This window comes from Rhizobium sp. AAP116, assembly GCF_001295785.1.
Taxonomy (GTDB): domain Bacteria; phylum Pseudomonadota; class Alphaproteobacteria; order Rhizobiales; family Rhizobiaceae; genus Allorhizobium.
In genome coordinates, this window is the sequence record NZ_LJIB01000002.1 from 324,685 (window position 1) to 344,912 (window position 20,228).

Annotated in this window: 16 protein-coding genes and 2 pseudogenes; 9 read left to right on the forward strand and 9 right to left on the reverse strand. The window is 61.4% G+C overall.

Annotated elements, in window-relative coordinates; genetic code table 11:
• The first annotated feature begins 78 nt into the window (after positions 1-78).
• From IP85_RS01550 to IP85_RS01565, 4 genes are all read left to right on the forward strand, one after another.
• Complete coding sequence (locus IP85_RS01550) at positions 79-1,851, forward strand: sensor histidine kinase (protein ID WP_054148011.1); 1,773 nt, start codon at positions 79-81, stop codon at positions 1,849-1,851.
• A complete protein-coding gene (locus IP85_RS01555) occupies positions 1,848-3,191 on the forward strand; it encodes a sigma-54 dependent transcriptional regulator (protein ID WP_054147891.1) in 1,344 nt (447 codons plus the stop codon). The genes IP85_RS01550 and IP85_RS01555 overlap by 4 nt, the downstream gene beginning before the upstream one ends.
• A gap of 239 nt (positions 3,192-3,430) precedes the next feature.
• Positions 3,431-4,408: a TAXI family TRAP transporter solute-binding subunit gene (locus IP85_RS01560; RefSeq protein ID WP_054147892.1), complete on the forward strand. Its 978-nt coding sequence runs from the start codon at positions 3,431-3,433 to the stop codon at positions 4,406-4,408.
• A 99-nt stretch (positions 4,409-4,507) separates the two neighbouring features.
• Positions 4,508-6,688, forward strand: a complete 2,181-nt coding sequence (locus IP85_RS01565) for a TRAP transporter fused permease subunit (protein ID WP_054147893.1) — start codon at positions 4,508-4,510, stop codon at positions 6,686-6,688.
• Positions 6,689-6,776: 88 nt separating this feature from the next.
• On the opposite strand, the gene IP85_RS01570 is transcribed toward IP85_RS01565, so the two are convergent.
• The 4 genes from IP85_RS01570 to IP85_RS01585 form a co-directional block, all read right to left on the reverse strand.
• Complete coding sequence (locus IP85_RS01570; protein WP_054147894.1) at positions 6,777-7,874, reverse strand: ABC transporter substrate-binding protein; 1,098 nt, start codon at positions 7,872-7,874, stop codon at positions 6,777-6,779.
• Complete coding sequence (locus IP85_RS01575; RefSeq protein WP_054147895.1) at positions 7,871-9,265, reverse strand: sensor histidine kinase; 1,395 nt, start codon at positions 9,263-9,265, stop codon at positions 7,871-7,873. Before IP85_RS01575 ends, IP85_RS01570 begins: the two co-directional genes overlap by 4 nt.
• Entirely contained in the window at positions 9,252-9,929 is a 678-nt protein-coding gene (locus IP85_RS01580; RefSeq protein ID WP_054147896.1) for a response regulator transcription factor, read from the reverse strand. Before IP85_RS01580 ends, IP85_RS01575 begins: the two co-directional genes overlap by 14 nt.
• A 108-nt stretch (positions 9,930-10,037) precedes the next feature.
• Positions 10,038-10,256, reverse strand: coding sequence for a hypothetical protein (locus IP85_RS01585; RefSeq protein ID WP_054147897.1), 219 nt, complete (start codon positions 10,254-10,256; stop codon positions 10,038-10,040).
• Between the two features lie 271 nt (positions 10,257-10,527).
• Here IP85_RS01585 and IP85_RS01590 point away from each other — a divergent pair, with 271 nt between their 5' ends.
• Positions 10,528-11,223: an EAL domain-containing protein gene (locus tag IP85_RS01590; RefSeq protein WP_335622522.1), complete on the forward strand. Its 696-nt coding sequence runs from the start codon at positions 10,528-10,530 to the stop codon at positions 11,221-11,223.
• 73 nt (positions 11,224-11,296) lie between these two features.
• Here IP85_RS01590 and IP85_RS01595 read toward each other — a convergent pair.
• Positions 11,297-11,533: pseudogene (locus IP85_RS01595) on the reverse strand (TCP-1/cpn60 chaperonin family protein); the annotation flags it as partial.
• On the opposite strand from IP85_RS01595, the pseudogene IP85_RS21810 reads away from it, so the two are divergent.
• Together IP85_RS21810 and treY are read left to right on the forward strand one after the other, a co-directional pair.
• Positions 11,531-11,644 (forward strand): annotated as a pseudogene (locus IP85_RS21810) (aspartate-semialdehyde dehydrogenase); the annotation flags it as partial. The pseudogenes IP85_RS01595 and IP85_RS21810 sit on opposite strands and share 3 nt — an antisense overlap.
• 89 nt (positions 11,645-11,733) lie before the next feature.
• Entirely contained in the window at positions 11,734-14,391 is a 2,658-nt protein-coding gene (gene treY, locus IP85_RS01600) for a malto-oligosyltrehalose synthase (RefSeq protein ID WP_054147900.1), read from the forward strand.
• Positions 14,392-14,478: 87 nt separating this feature from the next.
• Here treY and IP85_RS01605 read toward each other — a convergent pair whose 3' ends face one another.
• From IP85_RS01605 to IP85_RS01615, 3 genes are all read right to left on the reverse strand, one after another.
• Complete coding sequence (locus IP85_RS01605; RefSeq protein WP_054147901.1) at positions 14,479-14,784, reverse strand: DUF982 domain-containing protein; 306 nt, start codon at positions 14,782-14,784, stop codon at positions 14,479-14,481.
• Positions 14,785-14,891: 107 nt separating this feature from the next.
• Entirely contained in the window at positions 14,892-15,713 is an 822-nt protein-coding gene (locus IP85_RS01610; RefSeq protein WP_054147902.1) for a PfkB family carbohydrate kinase, read from the reverse strand.
• On the reverse strand, positions 15,710-16,738 hold the full coding sequence (locus IP85_RS01615) for a substrate-binding domain-containing protein (RefSeq protein WP_054147903.1): 1,029 nt from the start codon (positions 16,736-16,738) through the stop codon (positions 15,710-15,712). The genes IP85_RS01610 and IP85_RS01615 overlap by 4 nt, the downstream gene beginning before the upstream one ends.
• A gap of 345 nt (positions 16,739-17,083) precedes the next feature.
• On the opposite strand from IP85_RS01615, the gene IP85_RS01620 reads away from it, so the two are divergent.
• On the forward strand, positions 17,084-17,869 hold the full coding sequence (locus IP85_RS01620) for a ThuA domain-containing protein (protein WP_054147904.1): 786 nt from the start codon (positions 17,084-17,086) through the stop codon (positions 17,867-17,869).
• Positions 17,866-18,924 carry a Gfo/Idh/MocA family oxidoreductase gene (locus IP85_RS01625; protein WP_197277972.1) on the forward strand — a complete coding sequence of 353 codons (1,059 nt, stop codon included), beginning with the start codon at positions 17,866-17,868 and terminating at the stop codon, positions 18,922-18,924. The genes IP85_RS01620 and IP85_RS01625 overlap by 4 nt, the downstream gene beginning before the upstream one ends.
• 105 nt (positions 18,925-19,029) lie before the next feature.
• On the opposite strand, the gene iolG is transcribed toward IP85_RS01625, so the two are convergent.
• The gene (iolG, locus tag IP85_RS01630) at positions 19,030-20,025 is read right to left on the reverse strand and encodes an inositol 2-dehydrogenase (RefSeq protein WP_054147905.1); all 996 of its coding nucleotides are present in this window, start codon (positions 20,023-20,025) and stop codon (positions 19,030-19,032) included.
• Positions 20,026-20,228: the final 203 nt, after the last annotated feature.

Sequence of the window (20,228 nt, forward strand, 5' to 3'; positions counted from 1 at the left end):
ATCCTCGGGACGATGAGGAGCGCGCATTTGACGATCGGAATGGTACCACCCGCACGGCGATTGGCTGTGGCCCGGCGCATGATCATTGCGCTTGTCCTCGTATTGCTTGCCGCGAGCCTGGCGCTGATGACTGTCGGCAATCGGTTGATGACGCGCAAGGTCATGGACGAAGCGTCGCTACAGGCCAACAGTGCGCTGCGCCTGGCGACTTCGGCGCTATCGGGCCATCTCAGCCGCTATGAGACCCTGCCAGCGTTGATCGCCGACCATGACGACATGAAGGAGCTTGTGCTGGACCCGGGCAATCCGGCCCTTCGCGATGCGACCAATCGCTATCTCAAGGAGATCAACACGCTACTCGAATCCTCCGATATCTATGTGATGACGATGGATGGAAACACGATCGCGGCCAGCAATTTCGACGGTGAGGCGAGCTTCGTCGGCGAGAATTTCAGTTATCGCCCCTATTTTTTCGAAGCGGCTGCGGGCAAGCAGGCGCGTTTCTACGCGCTTGGCACGACATCGGCCAAGCGCGGCTACTATTTCTCCTCGCCGATCGAAGTGAATGGTGCAGTTCGCGGCGTCATCGCCTTCAAGGTCGACATCGAAGACATCGAAACGTCCTGGCGCGGCGGCGAATACAAGATCCTGGTGCATGATCCCGAGGGGATCATCTTCATGACCGGCAATCCGGAATGGCTTTATGCCTCGGTGCTGCCGCTGACACCCGAACGTCTTGAACGTACCTCGGCCTCGCGGCGGTACTCGGACGCCGTCCTGCGGGACCTGCCGATCAAGCGTGGCGCACTCGACGATCATGTGTTGATGACCATCAACCAGAGCGATGGGAATCGCGAATATCTCGTCCTGCAACACTATATGCCGGATGCCGACTGGACCGTGAAAGTGCTTTTCGACACCGGCACGATCCACGCCCAGGCGCGAACCATGCTGGTCGCCATCCTGCTGTTTCTCTGCCTCTTCGTTCTGGGGCTCGCCGTTGTCATCCAGCGTCGCGCACGGCTGCAGGAGCGGATGCACATGCAGATCGAGGCGCAGGCCGAACTGGAGCGGCGGGTCGAGGAGCGGACGGCCGATCTCGCGCGCGTCAACCTGCAACTGCGTCAGACCCAGGCCGATCTCATCCAGGCTGGCAAGCTCGCCGGTCTCGGCCAGATGTCGGCGGCTCTGTCGCATGAGTTCAACCAGCCGCTCGCGGCCGCCAAGACCTATGCCGACAGCGCAACGATGCTGATCGATCGCAACAGGATATCAGAAGCACGCGACAATCTCGGGCGCATCTCCAGCCTGATCGACCGCATGGCCTCGATCTCGCGTCACCTGCGCAACTTTGCCCGCAAGCCGAACGAGAAGCTTGGCCCGATCTCTATCGAAGAGGTGGTCCGCGAGACGCTTGAGATCGTCTCGGCCCGCCTCGGAACCGCCGATGCCAGCCTGTCTCTCAGTTTCGAGCCCGATCTGCCGGCCGTGCAGGGCGGCCCCGTGCGTCTGCAGCAGGTTCTGGTCAACATCCTCACCAATGCCTGCGATGCCGTGGAGGGGTTGGAGGACCGCAAGATCGAGCTTTCGGCGCGGAGCACACAGGGACGCGTGGTGATCGAGATCGCAGACCGCGGCCCGGGCGTCCCGTCGGCGATCGTCGAGCGCATCTTTGATCCCTTCTTCACCACCAAGGGCGTGGGCAAGGGGCTTGGTCTCGGTCTTTCCATTTCGTACAATATCATCAAGGATTTCGGCGGTAGCCTGACAGTCGGCAAACGGGAAGGCGGCGGCGCGTTGTTTCGGATCGAACTCCTGCAAGCGGAAGCATTGAACGAGGCGGCGGAATGAATTCAGGACAGGTCTTGCTCGTCGATGACGAGGAGGAGCTGCGCTTCTCCACCAGTCAGGCGCTCGAACTGCACGGCCTGCAGGTCAAGGCCTTCGCCTCCGGAGAGGAAATCCTCTCGCGGGTCGGCTTCGGTTTCGATGGTGTGGTCGTGAGTGACATCCGCATGCCGGGCATGGACGGGATGACGCTTCTCCATCGCATCCGCGAACTCGATCACGAGATCCCCGTCATTCTCGTGACCGGACATGGCGAGGTGCAGCTTGCCGTCAAGGCGATGCGTGAAGGCGCCTATGACTTCATCGAGAAGCCGTTTGGCAGCCAGGCGCTCGCCGGTGTCGTGCGACATGCACTCGACCGCCGGTCGCTGGTGCTTGAGAACCGGCGTCTGAGGGCGGTCGCGGGCAAGCGCGACGATATCGAGACGCGGCTTCCGGGGCGCACGCCCGTCATGGTCGACCTGCGCTACCGTGTCCGCGCCATCGGCGCCACCGAGGCGGATGCACTGATCATTGGCGAGACGGGTGCTGGCAAGGAGGTTGTGGCACGCAGCCTGCACGATGTCAGTGCGCGGTCAAGAGGACCCTTCATTGCGATCAACTGCGCCTCGCTACCAGAGACGCTGATCGAGAGCGAGCTCTTCGGTCATGAAGCGGGAGCCTTTCCAGGCGCGATCCGTGCGCGCTACGGCAAGTTCGAGCATGGTCGCGGCGGGACGATCCTGCTCGACGAAATCGGCTCCATGCCCTTCGACCTGCAGGCGAAGTTCCTGCGTGTCCTGCAGGAGCGGACCATCACGCGGCTCGGGTCCAACGAGGCCGTGCCGCTCGACGTCCGCTTCCTGGCCACCAGCAAGGTCGATCTCGAAAGCGAGGTGGCTGCCGGGCGATTTCGCGCCGATCTCTTCTACCGGCTGAACGTCGCGACGCTCAGGGTGCCGTCGCTTTCGCAGCGACGGGCAGATATTCCGCTCCTTTTCCTGCATCTGGTGCGCGAAGCATCCGCGCGGTACGGTCGCGATGACATGGAGGTCGAGCCGGAGATCCTGTCCGAAATCGCCGAGCGCGACTGGCCGGGCAATGTGCGCGAGCTGAGGAATGCTGCCGATCGTCTCGTTCTGGGCATTGAAACCGGGCTCGACGTCGCGACCGATCCTGATGCCGCGGCCACACGTCTTGCCGAGAAGGTGGCAGCCTATGAAAAGCAATTGATCGCCAGCGCGATTGCAGCCCATGGGGGTGCGTTGAAGCCTGTCTATGAACAGCTCGGCATCTCGCGAAAGACGCTCTACGAGAAGATGCAGAAACACGGGTTGGACAAGAATCTGGCTATCGACGGCTGAGGCTGAGGCCAAGATCGGTTCGGTTCCCGTCTGTGGGGACAATCAATGGGTGGCTTTCCACCCGTGGACTCTTCGAAATGTTACGATTTCCCCCCATGGGCGGCGTGAAAAGCGTCGGGCGCGGGTGAGGGGCGACCACGCCACGTTGCCTCCGGCTTAAGCCGGCGCTTAGCTCGCGGAAGGTCCGGCCCAGAGGAGGCGTCGGACTCTGTCACGTCATAACATGTAGGGAGGACTTCATGAAAAAGTTCATGATCGCTATGGCTGGGGCCATGGCACTGACGTTTGCTGCATCCGCGTCGGCTCAGGACAAAGCCGATTGGCCAGGTAGCATGACTATTGGCACCGCCAGCCAGGGCGGCACCTACTTCATTTACGGCACGGGTCTTGCCGGCCTGATCACGGAAAAGCTGGGTGTGAACGCATCCGCTGAAGTCACCGGCGGTCCTGTGCAGAATGCAACGCTTATCGAGACCGGCGACCACCTGATGGGTCTCGTGACCATGGGCCCGGCCTATGAAGCTTGGACCGGCAACAGCGAGCTCGCACCGGGCGTCGAACACAAGAACCTGCGCGCCCTGTTCCCGATGTACCAGACCCCGTTCCAGGTCGTTGCACTGAAGTCGTCGGGCATCACCTCCGTGGCTGACCTCGATGGCAAGCGCGTGTCGGTCGGCCCTGCCGGCGGCACTGCCGCGACCTACTGGCCGCGTTACTTCGAAAGCGTTGGCGTGAAGCCGGTCATCTCGTTCTCGGGTGCAAACGATGCGACGAGCCAGGTCAAGGATGGTTTGATCGACGCCTTCGCCTTTGCCGCTGGCGTTCCGATTTCGGCCTTCGCGCAGATCGCGGCTGAAAACGATGTCAACATCTTCGGCTTCAATGCAGACGAGCAGAAGAAGATCCTCGACGCCATGCCGGAACTGGCAGCCTTCGAGGTGCCCGGCGGTCTCTACCAGGGCTTCCCCGATCCGCAGAGCACCGTCAGCCTCTGGAACTTCGCGGTCGCCAATGCCGAAATGCCTGAGACTCTCGCTTACGAGATCACCAAGCTGGTGATGGAAAACAACGAACGCATGGTGCAGATCCATGCCACGGCCTCCGAGACCATTTCCGCGAACATCGAGAAGAACACCTTCTTGCCGTTCCACCCGGGTTCGGTGCGCTACTTCGAAGAAAAAGGCATCACCATTCCCGATGCTCTGAAGGGCCAGTAAAGCCCGGAACCTGCGCCTCGCAGTGCAGGCAATTGGCGGCAGCTCTGGCTGCCGCCGTCCTTCGTGCAAGATCCGGCTTCCTTATCGGGACACATAACCATGACACAAGCTGACAACATCTCAGCGCAGCAAGCCGCTGGGCCCATCGTGGCTCAAAACGTCGATGACGAGCCGGTTGCGAGCAACCAGCGGCTTCATGCAAACTGGACTAACAAGGCGATCATCGTCCTCTGCATCGCTTATACCGCCTTCCATATCGGGGTGATGAACCTCTATCCGCTCGAAACCTGGACCTATCGCCTGATCCATGTCTGCGGCGGACTGCTTCTGGGCTTCCTGATCTACTCGGCCGTGCAATTGCCGGTCACTGTGCCGGACCGGGTGCGGCGCAATCCAATCGAATGGCTGCTTCTTCTGGTGGGTGTCGGTGGCATCGGCTACGGCTTTGCCATGATCGCCTATGCCTGGGGCGCCTACTGGGTTGCCGGCACTGCTCGCCCTCCGGCCTTCGTCTTCTCAACCTATGGTCTGCCGCTCATCGCCGGCACTGCGGCCGCCCTCCTGGCTGCCTGGTTCTTCCCCAGCCGTGACCGTACCCGCGTCGACTGGGCTGACTACGCGCTCGGCATCGCCTCGATCGCGGTCCTTGGTTATATCCTGTTCAACGTCGGGCCGCTTCGTCTGAGGGCCGGGACTGCGATGGCCCAGCCGGCGGACTTCTATGCTGCCCTCGTTGGCGTCATTCTTATCCTTGAGGTGACGCGGCGTGTCGCGGGCCTCGCCCTGGTGGCGATCGCCTCGATCTTCATCCTGTATTCGTTTGCCGGTCCTTACCTGCCTGGCTTCCTGAACCATCGCGGCTACGATGCCAGCCGCTTCTTCACCTATATTTTCACCGACCAGGGCATCTTGAGCGATCCTGTCGCGGTGTCTTCGACCTACATCATCCTGTTCATCACCTTCGCGGCCTTCCTGCAGGCCTCGAAGGTCGGCGACTACTTCGTCAACTTTGCCTTTGCGGCAGCGGGTCGTGCGCGCGGCGGTCCCGCCAAGGTCGCCGTCCTCGCCTCGGGTCTGATGGGGATGATCAACGGCACCTCGGCCGGCAACGTCGTCTCGACGGGCTCGCTGACCATTCCGTTGATGAAGAAGGTCGGCTATCCGCCCAAGACTGCTGCGGCAGTCGAGGCGGCTGCGTCGTCCGGCGGCCAGATCATGCCGCCGATCATGGGGGCCGGTGCCTTCATCATGGCGGAAGTCACGGGCATTCCCTATACGGACATCGTGATTGCGGCGATCATTCCGTCGGTGCTCTACTTCGCATCCGTCTACTTCATGGTCGATCTGCAGGCGACGAAACTCGGCATGAAGGGTCTTCCGAAGGAAGAACTGCCGGTCTTCAAAGAGCTGCTGAAGCAGGCTTACCTGTTCATCCCGATCATCATGCTGATCTACACCCTGTTTGCCGGATACTCGGTCATCCGCGCCGGCACGGTGTCGATGATGGCCGCGGCCGTGGTCAGCTGGTTGACGCCGCACCGCATGGGACCGCGATTGCTGGCGAAGGCATTCGACATCGCAGCACGCATGTCGGTCCAGCTTGTCGCCGTCTGCGCGTGTGCAGGCATCATCGTTGGCGTCATCGCGCTGACGGGCGTCGGAGCTCGCTTCTCCAGCCTGCTCTTGGGTATTGCCGAGCAGAACCAGCTGCTGGCGCTGTTCTTCGCGATGTGCATTTCCATCGTGCTGGGCATGGGCATGCCGACGACTGCTGCCTATGCCGTTGCTGCAGCCGTGGTGGCACCCGGCCTCGTCAATCTCGGCATTCCGGTCCTCACCGCGCACTTCTTCGTCTTCTACTTTGCGGTGATGTCGGCGATCACGCCACCGGTGGCGCTTGCTGCCTATGCAGGGGCGGCGCTCGCGGGATCCGATCCAATGAAGACCTCCGTCGAGAGCTTCAAGATCGGCCTGGCGGCCTTCGTGGTGCCGTTCATGTTCTTCTATTCCCAGGCCATGCTGATGCAAGGTACCTGGCTGGAAGTCCTGCATGTGTTCGTGTCGGCAAGCCTTGGTATCTACATGCTGGCGGCTGCGGTCCAGGGATGGTTCTTCGGTGCACTCGGGGTGCCGCTGCGACTGCTCCTGCTCGTCGGGGCCCTCAGCATGATCAGTGGAGGCCTGATCTCCGATGTCATCGGACTGGTGGTCGGGGGCTCGCTCTTTGCTTACCAGCGTCGCTTCGTCACCACGGGCGCCATCGCTCGCGGGGCGGACTGAGCGTTCAGCCAGAAACACCGATTAGAGTTAATGAGGGCGGCGCCGACAAGGCGCCGCCCTTTTCATTGGGATGCTGCTGCTTTTAGGATCAAGGTACACCGGGCGCGAAGAGCGAGCTCCAGTTGCGAATGAACTCTTCCCGGGTCGCCCGATCCTGGGCTGCAAGCAGTGCGGGCCCAACGCGGATCGGTCTGCCAATGCCGGATTCGATCAGCGAGATCGGACCGTCCACACCCGGGGGCAGGGGGGCGTTTTCCGCAAAGTAGAAGGCTTTCTCCCGCGCCACCTTCTGGCCGCGCTCGGAAACCAGATAGTCGACGAAGCGGGCGGCGAGATCCGGCTGGGGCGACTGGGTCGGTATCATTGCGCCGCGGGTCAGGATCAGCGTGTAGTCGCGAGGGACGACCACGCGCATGTCATTGTTGCGCAGATAGCGTGCATAGGCATAGGAGCCGAGGATATTGTAGGCAATCTTCAGCCTGCCTTCCTCGATCAGATCGAGCACTTCCTTGTTGCAGCAGCTGGTCACCACCTGGGCGCGGCTAAAGCTTTCGAGAAGGCGGCCATAACTTGTCGGTGCCTGCTGGGCATCGTGGAAGGCGAGGAGATAGCCGACGCCTGACAGCTGAACATTGTAGGTGCCGATCCGGGTCCAGTATTCGTCCGGTTTGCGGCGCAAGAGTTCGGCGATCTCGACATGTGAGCGCGGCACGTCCTCCGGCGGCACCTGGGAGGCGTCATAGACGATGACGGCGGGCTCGAAGGCAAAGCCGAAGATTTCGTCGCGCCAGTTGGCCCAGGCCGAAACACGCTCGGTTTCCTCCGACTGATGGGACCTGGCGCAGCCGTCATTGGCGAGCTTGACGAGATGGTCGACCGACGAGGAAATCCAGAGGTCGCCGTGACTCGTTTGCTGCCGACAGGCCAGTTCTGCCTCGCGGAAGAGATCGTTGCTGACATAGTCGTTGAATTCGACGGTCACATCGCGCGCCGTTTCCTGGAAGTCCCGGATCAGCGGCGCAATGACGTCGGCGTCTGTCACCCCGTTGATCACAAGTCTTGTCCGCTCCTGTCCAGGTGCGGGGAAGACAGAGCGCTCCCCCTCAAGAGCGAGAGCCGAGGTCGAGGCCAGGGCCGCCGTCACAAAGCCCGACACCACGGCGTGGAACATCGTCGACAGGTTCATGCGCTTGGCCTCGCATCGATCAGGGGGAGTTCAAGGAAGGTGGTGAAGCCTGTCCCGGGCGTCCGTTCGCGGAAGGCCAGCGCACCGTTCAGCGTTGTGGCCACCTCAGAGGCGATGGCGAAGCCGAGGCCGGAACTGCCTTCGCCTGACTTTGACGAGACGAAGCGTCGGGTAACTTGCGTCCAGTCCTGGGCTGGGATGCCCGGGCCATCGTCTTCCACCTCGACGAGGACGAAATCGCCACGCCGGATCACCCGCACCGCAAGGCTCGACACCACACCATGGCGCAGCGAATTGTCGATGACGTTGACGATCGCTTCGCGCAGGCTCAAGCCATCGCCGAGCACCATCAGCGGCTCCGGCGGCGCCTCGAAGGAGACGACGATGTCAGGGTCGATGGTGATCGGGACGGCCGCGCGGAAGGCTTTGCGCGCGACATCGACGACGTCTATCGGCGAGAGTTGCACGGAATCGAACCGGTGGATGACCATGGCATGGTTGAGCAATTGCGTGGTGAACCGCGCAAGCTCCGATGCCCGGTTCTTCACCCGGTCGAGGTGACGGCGGTCATTCTCCGAAAGCGCTTCTTCGTTGATCAGGCTGACCTGGGCCGATAATGCCGTCAGTGGCGTGCGGATCTGATGGGCGCTGTCGGCGATGAAGCGCTGCAACAGCTGCAACCGGTCATCCAGTCGGCCCATGAAGTGGTTGATGGATTCCACGAAGGGGGCGAGTTCGCGAGGCACGTCGACGGCGAGCGGTGTCAGGTCCTGGCTGTCGCGGCGGCGAAGCGTGTCGCCGAGTACATCGAGCGGTCGCAGCGAGTAACGCACCGCAAGGATGGTTCCCCCGAGCGCAAGTAGGCTCATGACCCCGACCAGCGCCAGGGCACGCGTGGTCAATTCCGTTGTCAATTGCTGTCTCGCCTCTGTGGTCTGGGCGATGAGAACATTTGCCCAACCACCGATCGAGGGATCTGCAATCGCGCGGCTCGCGGCCACCATGCGCACCGGCTGATCGCGGAAGCGTGACGTCTGGAACAAGGCCTCGGTACGGGCATTGGCGATGTCGACCGGAAACTCCAGGTCTTCGTAGCCGGTGAGTGTCGAGGCGTCGGGTGCCATGACGCGGTAGAAGATCTTGTCCCTCGGTGCGAGGCCGAGCAGTTCGAAAGCGCTCGGCGGCAGGTTGACCGTGATGCGGCCTTCTTCGACCACCAGACCGTCAAGGATTTGGATCGCGGCACCCTGCAGGAGCCGATCATAGGCTTCGTCGGCGGCTGCACGGGCATAAAGCCACGCCGCTGTCATCAGCATCGCTGCGCCCCCCGCGAGCACCACGGCGACGCGGATGACGAGGCGCGCAAACAGGGAGCGCCTAGTCCTCTGCATCGGACACCAATTGATAACCCACGCCACGCACGGTCACGATGCGTGCCCTGGCCCCTTCGAGCTTCTTTCTCAGACGTCCGACATAGAGCTCGATGGCATTCGGACCTGCTGGTTCGTCGAAGCCGAAGAGCTGATCGAGCAATTGATCCTTGCTGAAGACGCGTCCCGGGCGGCTCGCAAGGATTTCGAGCAGGGTCATTTCGCGGCGCTTCAGCTGAACCTCGCGGTTGCCGACCTTGACCGTCCGCTGGGTGCGGTCGAGAAGCACATCTCCGCAGGCAATCACGTTGGTCGCCTCGCCACCGGCGTGTCGCCGCAGCAGCACACGGGCGCGGGCTTCCAGTTCGCGGAAGTCGAAGGGCTTTACCAGGTAATCGTCCGCGCCAAGATCGAGTGCGCCGACGCGATCGTCGATTTCCGAGCGGGCCGTCAACACGAGGACAGGCACGGTCGAGCCCTGGTCACGCATTCGCTTCAGAATTGAGAACCCATCCATGCCCGGCAACATGACATCCAGGATCACCAGATCATATTCGGTAAAATCGAGGATCTCGGAGGCCGCACGGCCGTTCGTCTCCCAATCGACCGTGTGGCCGATGGTTTCAAAGCGGCGAGAGATGGCCTCTCCGACGTCAAGCGTGTCTTCCACGAGCAGAATGCGCATGGCAGGACGCTCGCATGTCTGACTGCTGCGATCAAGGTGAGCCAGCACTTCCGTCGACCTTGGGGAAGCGAACTGAGTACGTTCCCATTCGGCTGCTCGGGCCTCGTCTCAGGCCTGTGCGTCCATGGATGCCATCGCGTCTGCAGACGGCGATTTCATGGCTTCGATCAGCGATGCCATGATCGCAGTCCGAAGCGCGTAGGTATTTGCGGTAGTCTTCTTGTGGTCCAGTCTCTGCGCCGCGACGACCAGATTTGCGCCGTGCTGCATGACGATCTGTTGAGCCCTGACCATCGCCCAGGTCTCGATATCGGTCTGTTCCCTCATGTCCGCATCCCCAGCTAAGTCATTTAGCTCGTGAGGCTTTTTCGAATCAGCCTCATGTTCGAAGATATTCGATTATCTCGATTGGTTAAATCAGCAATCCAAAAAAGGTCATGAATAACGGAGCAAGACGGTTGCTTCCTCGGAAACTGGTTGCGTAGCAGCTTTCAAGCTTCCTTAAGACGGTTGTGTTTTGGTTGAGAAGCATAATTCAGGAGCCGCGATGACCTGCCAGGGTTGCAAAAATGGGACCGCCTTCGAGTCGCGATTTTCGATGGCATTTCAGCCGATCATCGACACCCGGCGTCGTGAAGTTTTCGCCCATGAGGCACTCGTTCGTGGCCTTGATGGCAGCGGTGCCGTATCGGTGCTCTCGCTGGTCGATCCCGACAATCGTTACGCTTTCGACCAGCAATGTCGGGTACGCGCCATCGAATTGGCCGCGAGCCTTTTTCCTCGGGACCGGATGCCGCATCTGTCGATCAATTTCATGCCGAATGCCGTGTACGAGCCGCGTGCCTGCATTCGCCAGACGCTCGAGACCGCGCGGCGGACGGATTTTCCGCTCGACCGCATCATTTTCGAGTTCACCGAGGTTGAGAAACTCGACACGGCGCATCTCCTCAATATCCTGAGAAGCTATCGCGAGATCGGCTTCAAGACGGCGATCGATGATTTTGGTGCCGGTTATTCCGGCCTCAACCTTCTGACCCGATTCCAGCCAGATCTGGTGAAGCTCGACATGGATCTTATCCGCGGCATCGACACCGATAGCGTGAAGCAGATCGTTGTCAGCCGTACGCTCGACATGCTGCGCGAACTTGGCGTTACCGCCGTCTGTGAGGGGGTGGAGACTGCGGGCGAACTTCAGATGTTGACGGATCTCGGCGTGGATCTGATCCAGGGCTATTATATCGCTCGGCCGACCTTCGAGGGCCTCAGCCCCGTTCCGGCTGCGCTCGCGGCCTGAGCGTTCTCGCCCCAAATAGCAAAAGGGCCGCCCTCTGGAGCGGCCTCTTCCTCTTTCATAGATCTTCGAAAGCTCAGAAGTCCATGCCGCCTGCCGGCATCGCCGGGGCTGCCTCCTTCTTCGGCTTTCCGGCGATCATCGCCTCCGTGGTGATCAGGAGGCCGGCAACGGAGGCTGCATCCTGCAGCGCCGTGCGGACCACCTTGGCGGGATCAATGACGCCCTGCGCAAAGAGGTCGCCATAGTCGCCAGTCTGGGCGTTCCAGCCATAGGCGAAGTCGGGCTTCTCGCGCAGCTTGCCGACGATGATTTCTGGCGGACCAATTTGGATGGCGACCTGCATTCCGTGCGCTTCAGCCACAAGCGGCTGATCGGGCCGAACGAATGGCGCAAGGTGGACGGAGAATTCGACCTCCACTGAGGATCCCGGATCCACTGGGACGGCGGGAACAAGGCAGGCTGGCAGGCGTTGGTCCGGGTCGGACAAAGCCACTTCCCAAGGATGCCAGCATGCCTCTTCCCGTTTCGACCTACCGTTTGCAGTTTCGCGGCGGCATGGATTTCGACCGCGCCATCGGGCTCGTGCCCTATCTGAAGCGCCTCGGCATCACCCATCTCTACGCGTCGCCCGTGTTTGCCGCGACCGATGGATCGACACACGGCTATGACGTCACGGATGCCAATGTCATCGATCCCGTGCTTGGTGGTCGTGAGGGGGGCGAACGTCTGGTTGCCGCGTTGAAGGCCGAAGGTCTCGGCCTGATTCTCGATATCGTGCCAAACCATATGGCGGCCAGTCTCGAAAACGCCTGGTGGCGCAGCGTCATCGAATGGGGCGAGGCAAGTAATTATGGGCACTATTTCGACATCGACTGGAGCCAGCGGCTGACGCTTCCGTTTCTCGGCAAGCCTTTCGAGCAGGCGGTGGTGGATGGAGAGGTCTCGCTCGCGCTCGATCCTGTCCGAGGGGGCCTCGCATTCGCCTATTTTGACAGTCTCTACCCGCTGAACCCATCTACCTATCCGGCCGCTCTCGCCAATTGTGAGCATCCGCTGGCCGCGCCCCTCTCCGATCTTGGGCGCCAGGCGAAAGCCGGTGAGGAGGTCGAATTCCATCAAGCCGTCGTTTCGCTTTGCCGCGAGCATGGCTGCGATGGGTTGCTTGAGGAGCTCCAGGTGAAGGCTGAGGAGCGAGAGTTTCTGCTCTTTCTCCACGACCTTCAGCCCTTTCGCCTGATGCATTGGACGGAAGCCGCCAAGGGCCTCAGCTATCGGCGCTTCTTCGAAATCGCCGGTCTTGTCGGACTGCGTGTTGAGGCCCCGGATGTCTTTGAGGCTGCCCATCGGACGGTGCTTGAGCTGGTTGAAGCCGGCCAGGTCGACGGATTGCGCATCGACCATATCGACGGTCTCGCAGACCCCGGCCGCTATTTGCAGCAGTTGCGCGACGCTGTCGGGCAGGCCGTTCCAATCTATGTCGAAAAGATCCTGGCACCGGGAGAGGATCTGCCGAAGAGCTGGCCGGTGCAGGGCTCGACCGGCTACGAATTCATCGCGGCACAGGTGTCGGTTCTGCTCGATCCGGCGGGCTTCTTCGGCATGCGTCAGGCCTATGCCGCGATCGCGGGGCCACAGACGCCCGTTGCGGACAAGATGCGCGAGGCGAAGCTTCGTATGATACGGGTCAATTTCGCCGGCGAGGTAACGGCCCTGGTCAAACTTGGCAGCGAACTGCTCGGGCTCGACGAGGAGACGATAAGCCGGGCCCTGGAAGAGCTCCTTCTCGCCTTCCCCCGCTATCGGACTTATGCAGCGCAGGGAGACATGAGCGCCGAAGATCGGCAACTCGTTGATCAGGTGCTGAGCGAAGCAAAAGCTCGGCTGGACGAGACGGCGGCCGATGCGGCCTGGTCCATCGCCGATCTCCTGAAGGGCGAAGGGTGGTTTGAAGGTGGGGGCGTCGGATCCGATCTCTTCCGTCGCCGCTTCCAGCAGTTAACCGGGCCGCTGATGGCAAAGTCGCTCGAGGACACGCTGTTCTTCCGCCATGTCGAGTTCCTGGCCTTGAACGAGGTCGGCGGAGAACTGGAGCCGGAAGAGGGCGGACTCGAACACTTTCATGCCGAGATGCAGCGGCGTGCGCAGACGCAGCCATCGGGGCTTTCCGCATCCTCGACCCATGACACCAAGCGCGGCGAGGATGCCCGCGCGCGTCTCTTTGCGCTTGCCGAGGATGCGCCCCGCTTTGCAGGCCTGATCGACGGCTGGCGCAAGGCGCATCGGGGTGCCGTCGCAGAGGTAGATGGCAAGCCCGCGCCCGAAGCCGAGGTCGAGTGGATGATCTTCCAGGCATTGATCGGCCACTGGCCAGTCGATCTCACGGCGGACGACCGCGAAGGCATTGCCGATTTTGCCGAGCGTGTCTCGGCCTTCGTGGAGAAGTCCCTGCGCGAGGCAAAGCTCAGGACTAATTGGAACGCGGTGAACGAAGCCTATGAGACTGCCGTGAAGGACTATGTCCGGACGCTGCTTCTCGACAGTCCTCAATTCATCAACGAGTTCGTGCGCGACATCCAGCCGCTGATCTGGGCGGGTCTGATCAATGGCCTCACCCAGACCGTGATCAAACTGACCGCACCGGGCGTTCCCGACATGTATCAGGGAAGCGAAGCGCTCGATTTCAGTTTCGTCGATCCCGACAATCGGCGTCCGCCACATTTCGAAACCCTGTCCGCTTTCGATCCCACGGCGCCGATTTCCTTTGGCGACCCACGCGCACTGGCCGAGGGGTGGCTGAAACAAGCGGTCATCGGACGCGGTCTGTCGCTTCGCAACCGGTATCCCCAGTTGTTCCTGCAGGGGCGGTATCTGCCGTTGACGATCGCGGGCCCCCGCCAGTCGCAGGCCGTGGCGTTTGCGCGAGTGCATGACGGCGTCGCGGTGATCACCGTCGCCTGTCGCCTACCGGTCGCCATGCTTCAGCAGGGCGAGGGGGTGTCATCGGAGCAGTTCTGGGGGGATACCGTCGTGCAATTGCCTGAGGCGCTCGCAGGGCATGGCTGGACTGACGTTTTGTCTGATCGGCAGATTGTTGCCGCCGAAGGCATCCTGCTGCGGGAGCTGATGGAAGGGCAGACGATCGCGGTGCTGACCTCGGGAGCCGCCTGAGCGGCTCTGCCCTTCGAAAGGGATACCGAGCAGGGCGGATGCAACTGCCCGTCCCGCCCGCGCGCGTCATTCATTTGCTCCGGAATGTCAGGCGACGGCGGGTCTCGCTCTCGGCAGGAAGCTCACCATTTGCTTTTGCGGGTTTGAACACTGGCGCATGCCCGCTTCATCTGCCGCCGCGATGAAGGCGCTGCGTGCCAGCTCCGTTGCACGAGTGCCCCGCAGGGCCTTGCGGCAAAGCCGCAAGGCGCGTTCATAAGCAGGGCCGCGTCTCGTCGGCCACTCCGCATCGAGAAAATCGAGCGCATCATATGCATTGAGAAAACGGCGCGTCAGCCCACAGGGCAGTTCCAGTTCGACGGGCACGTTCCAGGTGAAATCGGCTTCAGTCATGCCTTCCTCCGTTTGGCGCCCCAGCAACTCGGAGGATGGTCAGGAAGTTCCCGCAGGACGGTCAAATAAAGATGTTATGATATTGATTTTTCTGTTGCAGATCGCGTCTAGGCTTCACGCTTCTCAAGCCATGCGGTTGTCTCGTCGCCGGCAAGCTGGCTCGCCTCAACGGCGTTTTTCCCGCCCAGCAGGGCGTGCATAAGACTGCCGCTGAAGGTGTCGCCGGCACCGATGGTGTCGCGAACGGTGACCCGGCGGCTCAGGGAAACCTGGGTCTCAATATTTCCGTCAAAGACCGAGATTGCGGCCGGGCCGTCCGTCATCACGAGATGGGTGAGCCGCTCTGTCGCGAGCCTGCGTGCCATGACCCAGACTTCAGCAATTGGGGTGCCGGGCAGGTCTGCTTTCGAACCGACCATGATATCGGCGGGACGGACCTCGCCCTCGCGGAGTGGAAACTGCGAGACGACGAGGGGCGCACGGTTCAGGGAGGTGAGGATGGCGTCTGGCAGTTTCGGCGCGTTGACGTAGAAGGCATCGGCCTTAATTGCGCGATCGAGCACGAAGGTCCGGGAGAGGCGTCGCTCGCTGGAAAGGATGGTCCGCTCGCCTGTGGGGTCGAGCATGATATCTGCGAAATCGGTTTGGCCGTCACGCCGCGCGATCAGCGTCGTGTCGAAGCCGGCTTCCTTCAATTCGGCAAGCGCGTCCTCCCCATGCGCATCGTCCATCAGGTTCGAAAGCAGCGCCACATCGTGTCCGAGATCGAGCAGCCTGCGAGCGGTGAAATATCCGCCGCCACCGAGGCGTGTCTCCCGCGATGACCAGGCAATCCGTCCACCGGCACGCAGTGGCTCAGTCAGTCGCCAGATGCGGTCATGGTTGATGTGGCCGATGACGACGATCCGTTTGCGGTGAGGACCGGTCATTCGGCTGCATCCTTCGGAACGGGCCGGCTGGTTTCGCGCAGGATCAGTTCCACCGGCCAGAGCTCCTTCACATCCGTTGCCTCGCATCCCGAAAGCATTTGCAGGAGGAGGTCCGTAATTCGACTTCCGGCGGCGCGGATCGATGAGCGGGTTGTCGAGAGAGAAGGGGCCATGTTCTCGGCGGTCAGATACGGAAAGACGTCGTCATGGGCGATGACAGAAATGTCCTGTCCAATGACAAGGTTTCTCGACCGGGCCGCGCGATAAACGCCGAGCGCCGTCATCATCGAACCCGCGACGAAGGCTGTAGGGCGCGGTCGCTGTTCGAGCGCGGAGCGGGCGAAGCGAAAACCGATCTCGTCCGTGAAGCTGCCATGGGTGACGAGCTGCGGATCATAGTCGATGCCGCGTTCGGCGAGGGCGGCTTTGTAGCCAGCCAGTCTATCCAGCGTGAACGTCAGGCCCTCTCGACCATTCAGGAGCGCGATGCGCCTGTGGCCGAGGTCAAGCAGGTGTTCCGTGCTCCGCCTGACTGCGCCTTCGTTGTCGATGTCGAGCCAGGCATGCGGGACCTCGGTGGCGGAGCGGCCATGCACGATAAAGGGGAGCTTCAATTGGTGCAGAAGCGCGATGCGGGGATCCTTGGAGCGTGGCGAGTGGACAACGACGGCATCGACGCGACGGCTTTCGGCAAGTCGCCGGTAAAGCTGCAGCTCGTCGCCGGGCGCATGCTCCGCCATGGGCGTAATGAGGATGTCGATATCCTCGCCGCTCAGGCGATCAGCCATGCCGCTGAGGAATTCGGAGAACTGATAGTCACCAGCCTTGGTCATCACCACGCCGATGGCACCGGCGCGGCCGGTCGCAAGGCGCACGGCATTGATGTTCGGCCGATAGCCGAGGCGGGCTGCCTCTTCCATCACCCGTGCGCGTGTCGCCTCGTTGACTTCCGGATAACCGCTCAAGGCGCGACTCACGGTCGTCGGTGACAGGCCGATCTCTTTGGCAAATTCCTTGAGCTTCATCCGTGTCGTTCACACCGTTACGGCAAGATCGCCATTTGTATGCTTATGTCATGCGATCCTGCATGCTGACAATTCTTGCAAGGCAATGTAAAAACGCTTCCAAAATTCAGCAATCGGAGTGCTGAACTTCCGCCGCTCGTTTTGGCACAAATTGCTCGAAGATACTCATAAATCTCTTTTGACACCGGGCCAAGCGCCTGCAAAAATCGTCGACCAAACCGCTTTCAAATATTCCTGATGCTGCCCTAGTTTTGTTCCGATTCCTTCTTACGTCTGACGGAACGATGGGCCTCGTTGAGGCTTTTCTGAAGGCCGGTTGGCTGGCTCTAACCAAGGAGAATGCAGATGACGATCAGAACGGTTGTCTGGGGCGAAAACATTCATGAGCGGGAAAACGCCATCGTCCGGGAGATCTATCCCGATTGCATGCATGCGACGATTGCCGCCGCGCTGAATACGGATCCGGATATCGAGGCGACGACGGCGACGCTGCAGGAGCCTGAGCACGGGCTTTCCGTCGAGCGGCTGGCCGAGACCGATGTGCTCGTCTGGTGGGGCCACAAGGCGCATGGCGATGTCTCCGACGAGATCGTCGAGCGGGTCGCAAGCCGTGTCTGGGAAGGCATGGGCCTTCTCGTCCTGCATTCCGGTCATTTCGCCAAGCCCTTCAAGCGGCTGATGGGCACGCCCTGCGCGCTCAAATGGCGTGAGGCGGGCGAGCGCGAGCGGATCTGGACCGTCAATCCCGGCCATCCGATCGCAGCCGGCATCCCGGAAAACTTCGTGCTTGAAAACGAAGAGATGTATGGCGAGTTCTTCTCGGTGCCGGAGCCGCTGGAAACGGTCTTCATCTCCTGGTTCGCCGGCGGCGAGATTTTCCGCTCGGGCCTCACCTGGCGCCGCGGTGCGGGCAACATCTTCTACTTCCGCCCCGGTCACGAAACCTATCCAACCTATCACGACGCGACCGTCCAGCAGGTCCTTCGCAATGGCGTGAAGTGGGCGTATAATCCGATGCCGCGCTACGTGGCAGTGCATGATGCGCCAAATGTCCCGGTCGAGCAGGCGCTGGAGCCGATCACGGAACGTGGCCCGCGCCTGCATCAGGCCGGTGAGGAAGGCTACAAATGAGCACTGCCCCGATACGCCTGCTGATCCTTGGCACGGGTGGCATGGCCAATACCCATGCCATGAACTTCTCGATCATCACCGATGTGCAGCTTGTCGCGGCTGTTGATCTCGACATGGCGACGGTGCGCGCCTTTGCCGCCCGGCATAATATTCCTAATACCTTCACCTCGCTCGACGAGGCGATTGCCTGGGGTGAGTTCGATGCCGTCACGAATGTCACGCCGGACAAGGTCCATTACCCGACGACGTTGAAGCTTCTCGCTGCCGGCAAACATGTCATGTGCGAAAAGCCCCTGGCGGAAAACTATGCCAAGGCCGACGAGATGGCGACGGCTGCGGAAATGTCCGGCCTCGTCAACATGGTCAACCTCACCTACCGGAATGTCGCCCAGGTGCAGAAGGCACGACAGATGGTCATCGGTGGCGAGATCGGCAAGGTCCGCCATATCGAGGCCTCCTACCTGCAGAGCTGGCTCGTCTCCAAGGCCTGGGGCGACTGGTCGACAGAGAGCCAGTGGCTGTGGCGGCTTTCCACCAAGCACGGCTCGAATGGCGTGCTCGGAGATGTCGGCATCCATATCCTGGACTTTGCCGGCTATGGTGCGGCGACCGATATCGATCATGTCTTCGCGCGTCTGAAGACCTTCGAGAAGGCGCCCGGCAACAGGATCGGCGAATACGATCTCGACGCCAATGACAGCTTCACCATGACCGCCGAGTTTACGAACGGCGCGATGGGCGTGGTTCACGCCAGTCGCTGGGCGACAGGTCATCTCAACGAGTTGCGCCTTCGTGTCCATGGCGACAAGGGCGCGCTCGAAGTCATCCACCGCCTCGACGGGTCTAGTCTGAGGGCCTGCCTGCAGGAGGATGTCGAAAAGGCCGTCTGGCGGGAGATCGAGGTCGATCCGGTCGAGACAAACTATCAGAAGTTCATCACGGCGATCCGCTCAGGTTATGGGCAGGAGCCGAGCTTCCGGCATGCCGCAAACCTGCAGAAGATCCTCGATCTGGCGATGTTGACCGAGATCGAGCGGCGCGAGCTGGCGGTCTGAGCCGGTTTTGCTGAACCCATGTCAAAACGGAAAACGCCGCCCGAGGAGGTTCGGGCGGCGTTTCCATTCTGCGCGACCTTTCGGTCCCGCGGGAGCTCTTGATTGTCAGTAGGTAACGGTAACCGCCGACTTGTCCTTGGCGGACTTGACGGCAGCGTCGGCCAGCGCCAGAGCGATCAGGCCGTCTTCGGCCGAGGGCGCCATCGGCGTGCCGTTGTCGAGCGCGTCGATGAAGGCGGAGATTTCGGCTGCATAGGCTGCCGTATAGCGGGTCATGAAGAAGTCGTGCAGCGGCGGGCGGGTATAACCGTCCTTGTTGGCGACTTCGATCGAGACCGGGCGCTGGTTTTCAGCCGAAACCGAGCCGAGCGAGCCGTGCACTTCGATGCGCTGGTCGTAGCCGTAGGACGCGCGGCGCGAGTTGGAGATGATCGCCTGGCGGCCGCTCTTGGTCGTCAGGATCAGCGAGGCGCTGTCGTAATCGCCGAGTTCGCCGATGACAGGATCAACCAAAACCGAAGCCGAGGCCTGGACCGTTTCGATCTCTTCGCCGAGCAGGAAGCGCGCCATGTCGAAGTCATGGATGGTCATGTCGCGGAAGATGCCACCGGAGACCTTGATATATTCGGCCGGCGGCGCGCCCGGATCGCGGCTGGTGATCGTCACCATCTCGACCTTGCCGATCGAGCCCTTGTCGATCTCCTTGCGGACTGCCTGGAAATGCGGGTCGAAGCGGCGGTTGAAGCCGAGCATGACCTTGCCGCCGACGGCGCGCACGGTCTCGAGGCAGGCCTTGGCTCTCGCAACATCCAGATCGATCGGCTTTTCGCAGAAGATCGCCTTGCCGGCCTTGGCGAAGCGCTCGATCAGGTCTGCATGGGTGTTGGTCGGCGTGCAGATGATGACGGCGTCGATATCCTTGTCGGCCTCGATCTCCTCGATCGTCTTGACCGCGCAGCCGGTCTGGGCCGCGATGGCGTTTGCGGCGTCCGCGAAGGCGTCCGCAACGGCGACCAGTTTCGCGCGCTTGTCTTCGGCGATTGCCTTGGCATGCACCTTGCCGATGCGGCCGGCGCCCAGAAGTGCTAGTCTCGTGACCATGTTCGTTTCCTCCCTATGCGCCTTGGTCCCTCGTCAAAGGGCGGCGATTGTGATGTGCTTTTGGGTGCTCCTGACGGAGGCGCCTGATTGATGTTCCATTTCACGCTGGCCAAGGCCATGTTTTGGAATATATGTTCTATTTTGCTAGATCTTGATACGGTTTCTGTCAAGCGGGACAGTGTCACGGGGTAAGGGTAGGAAAA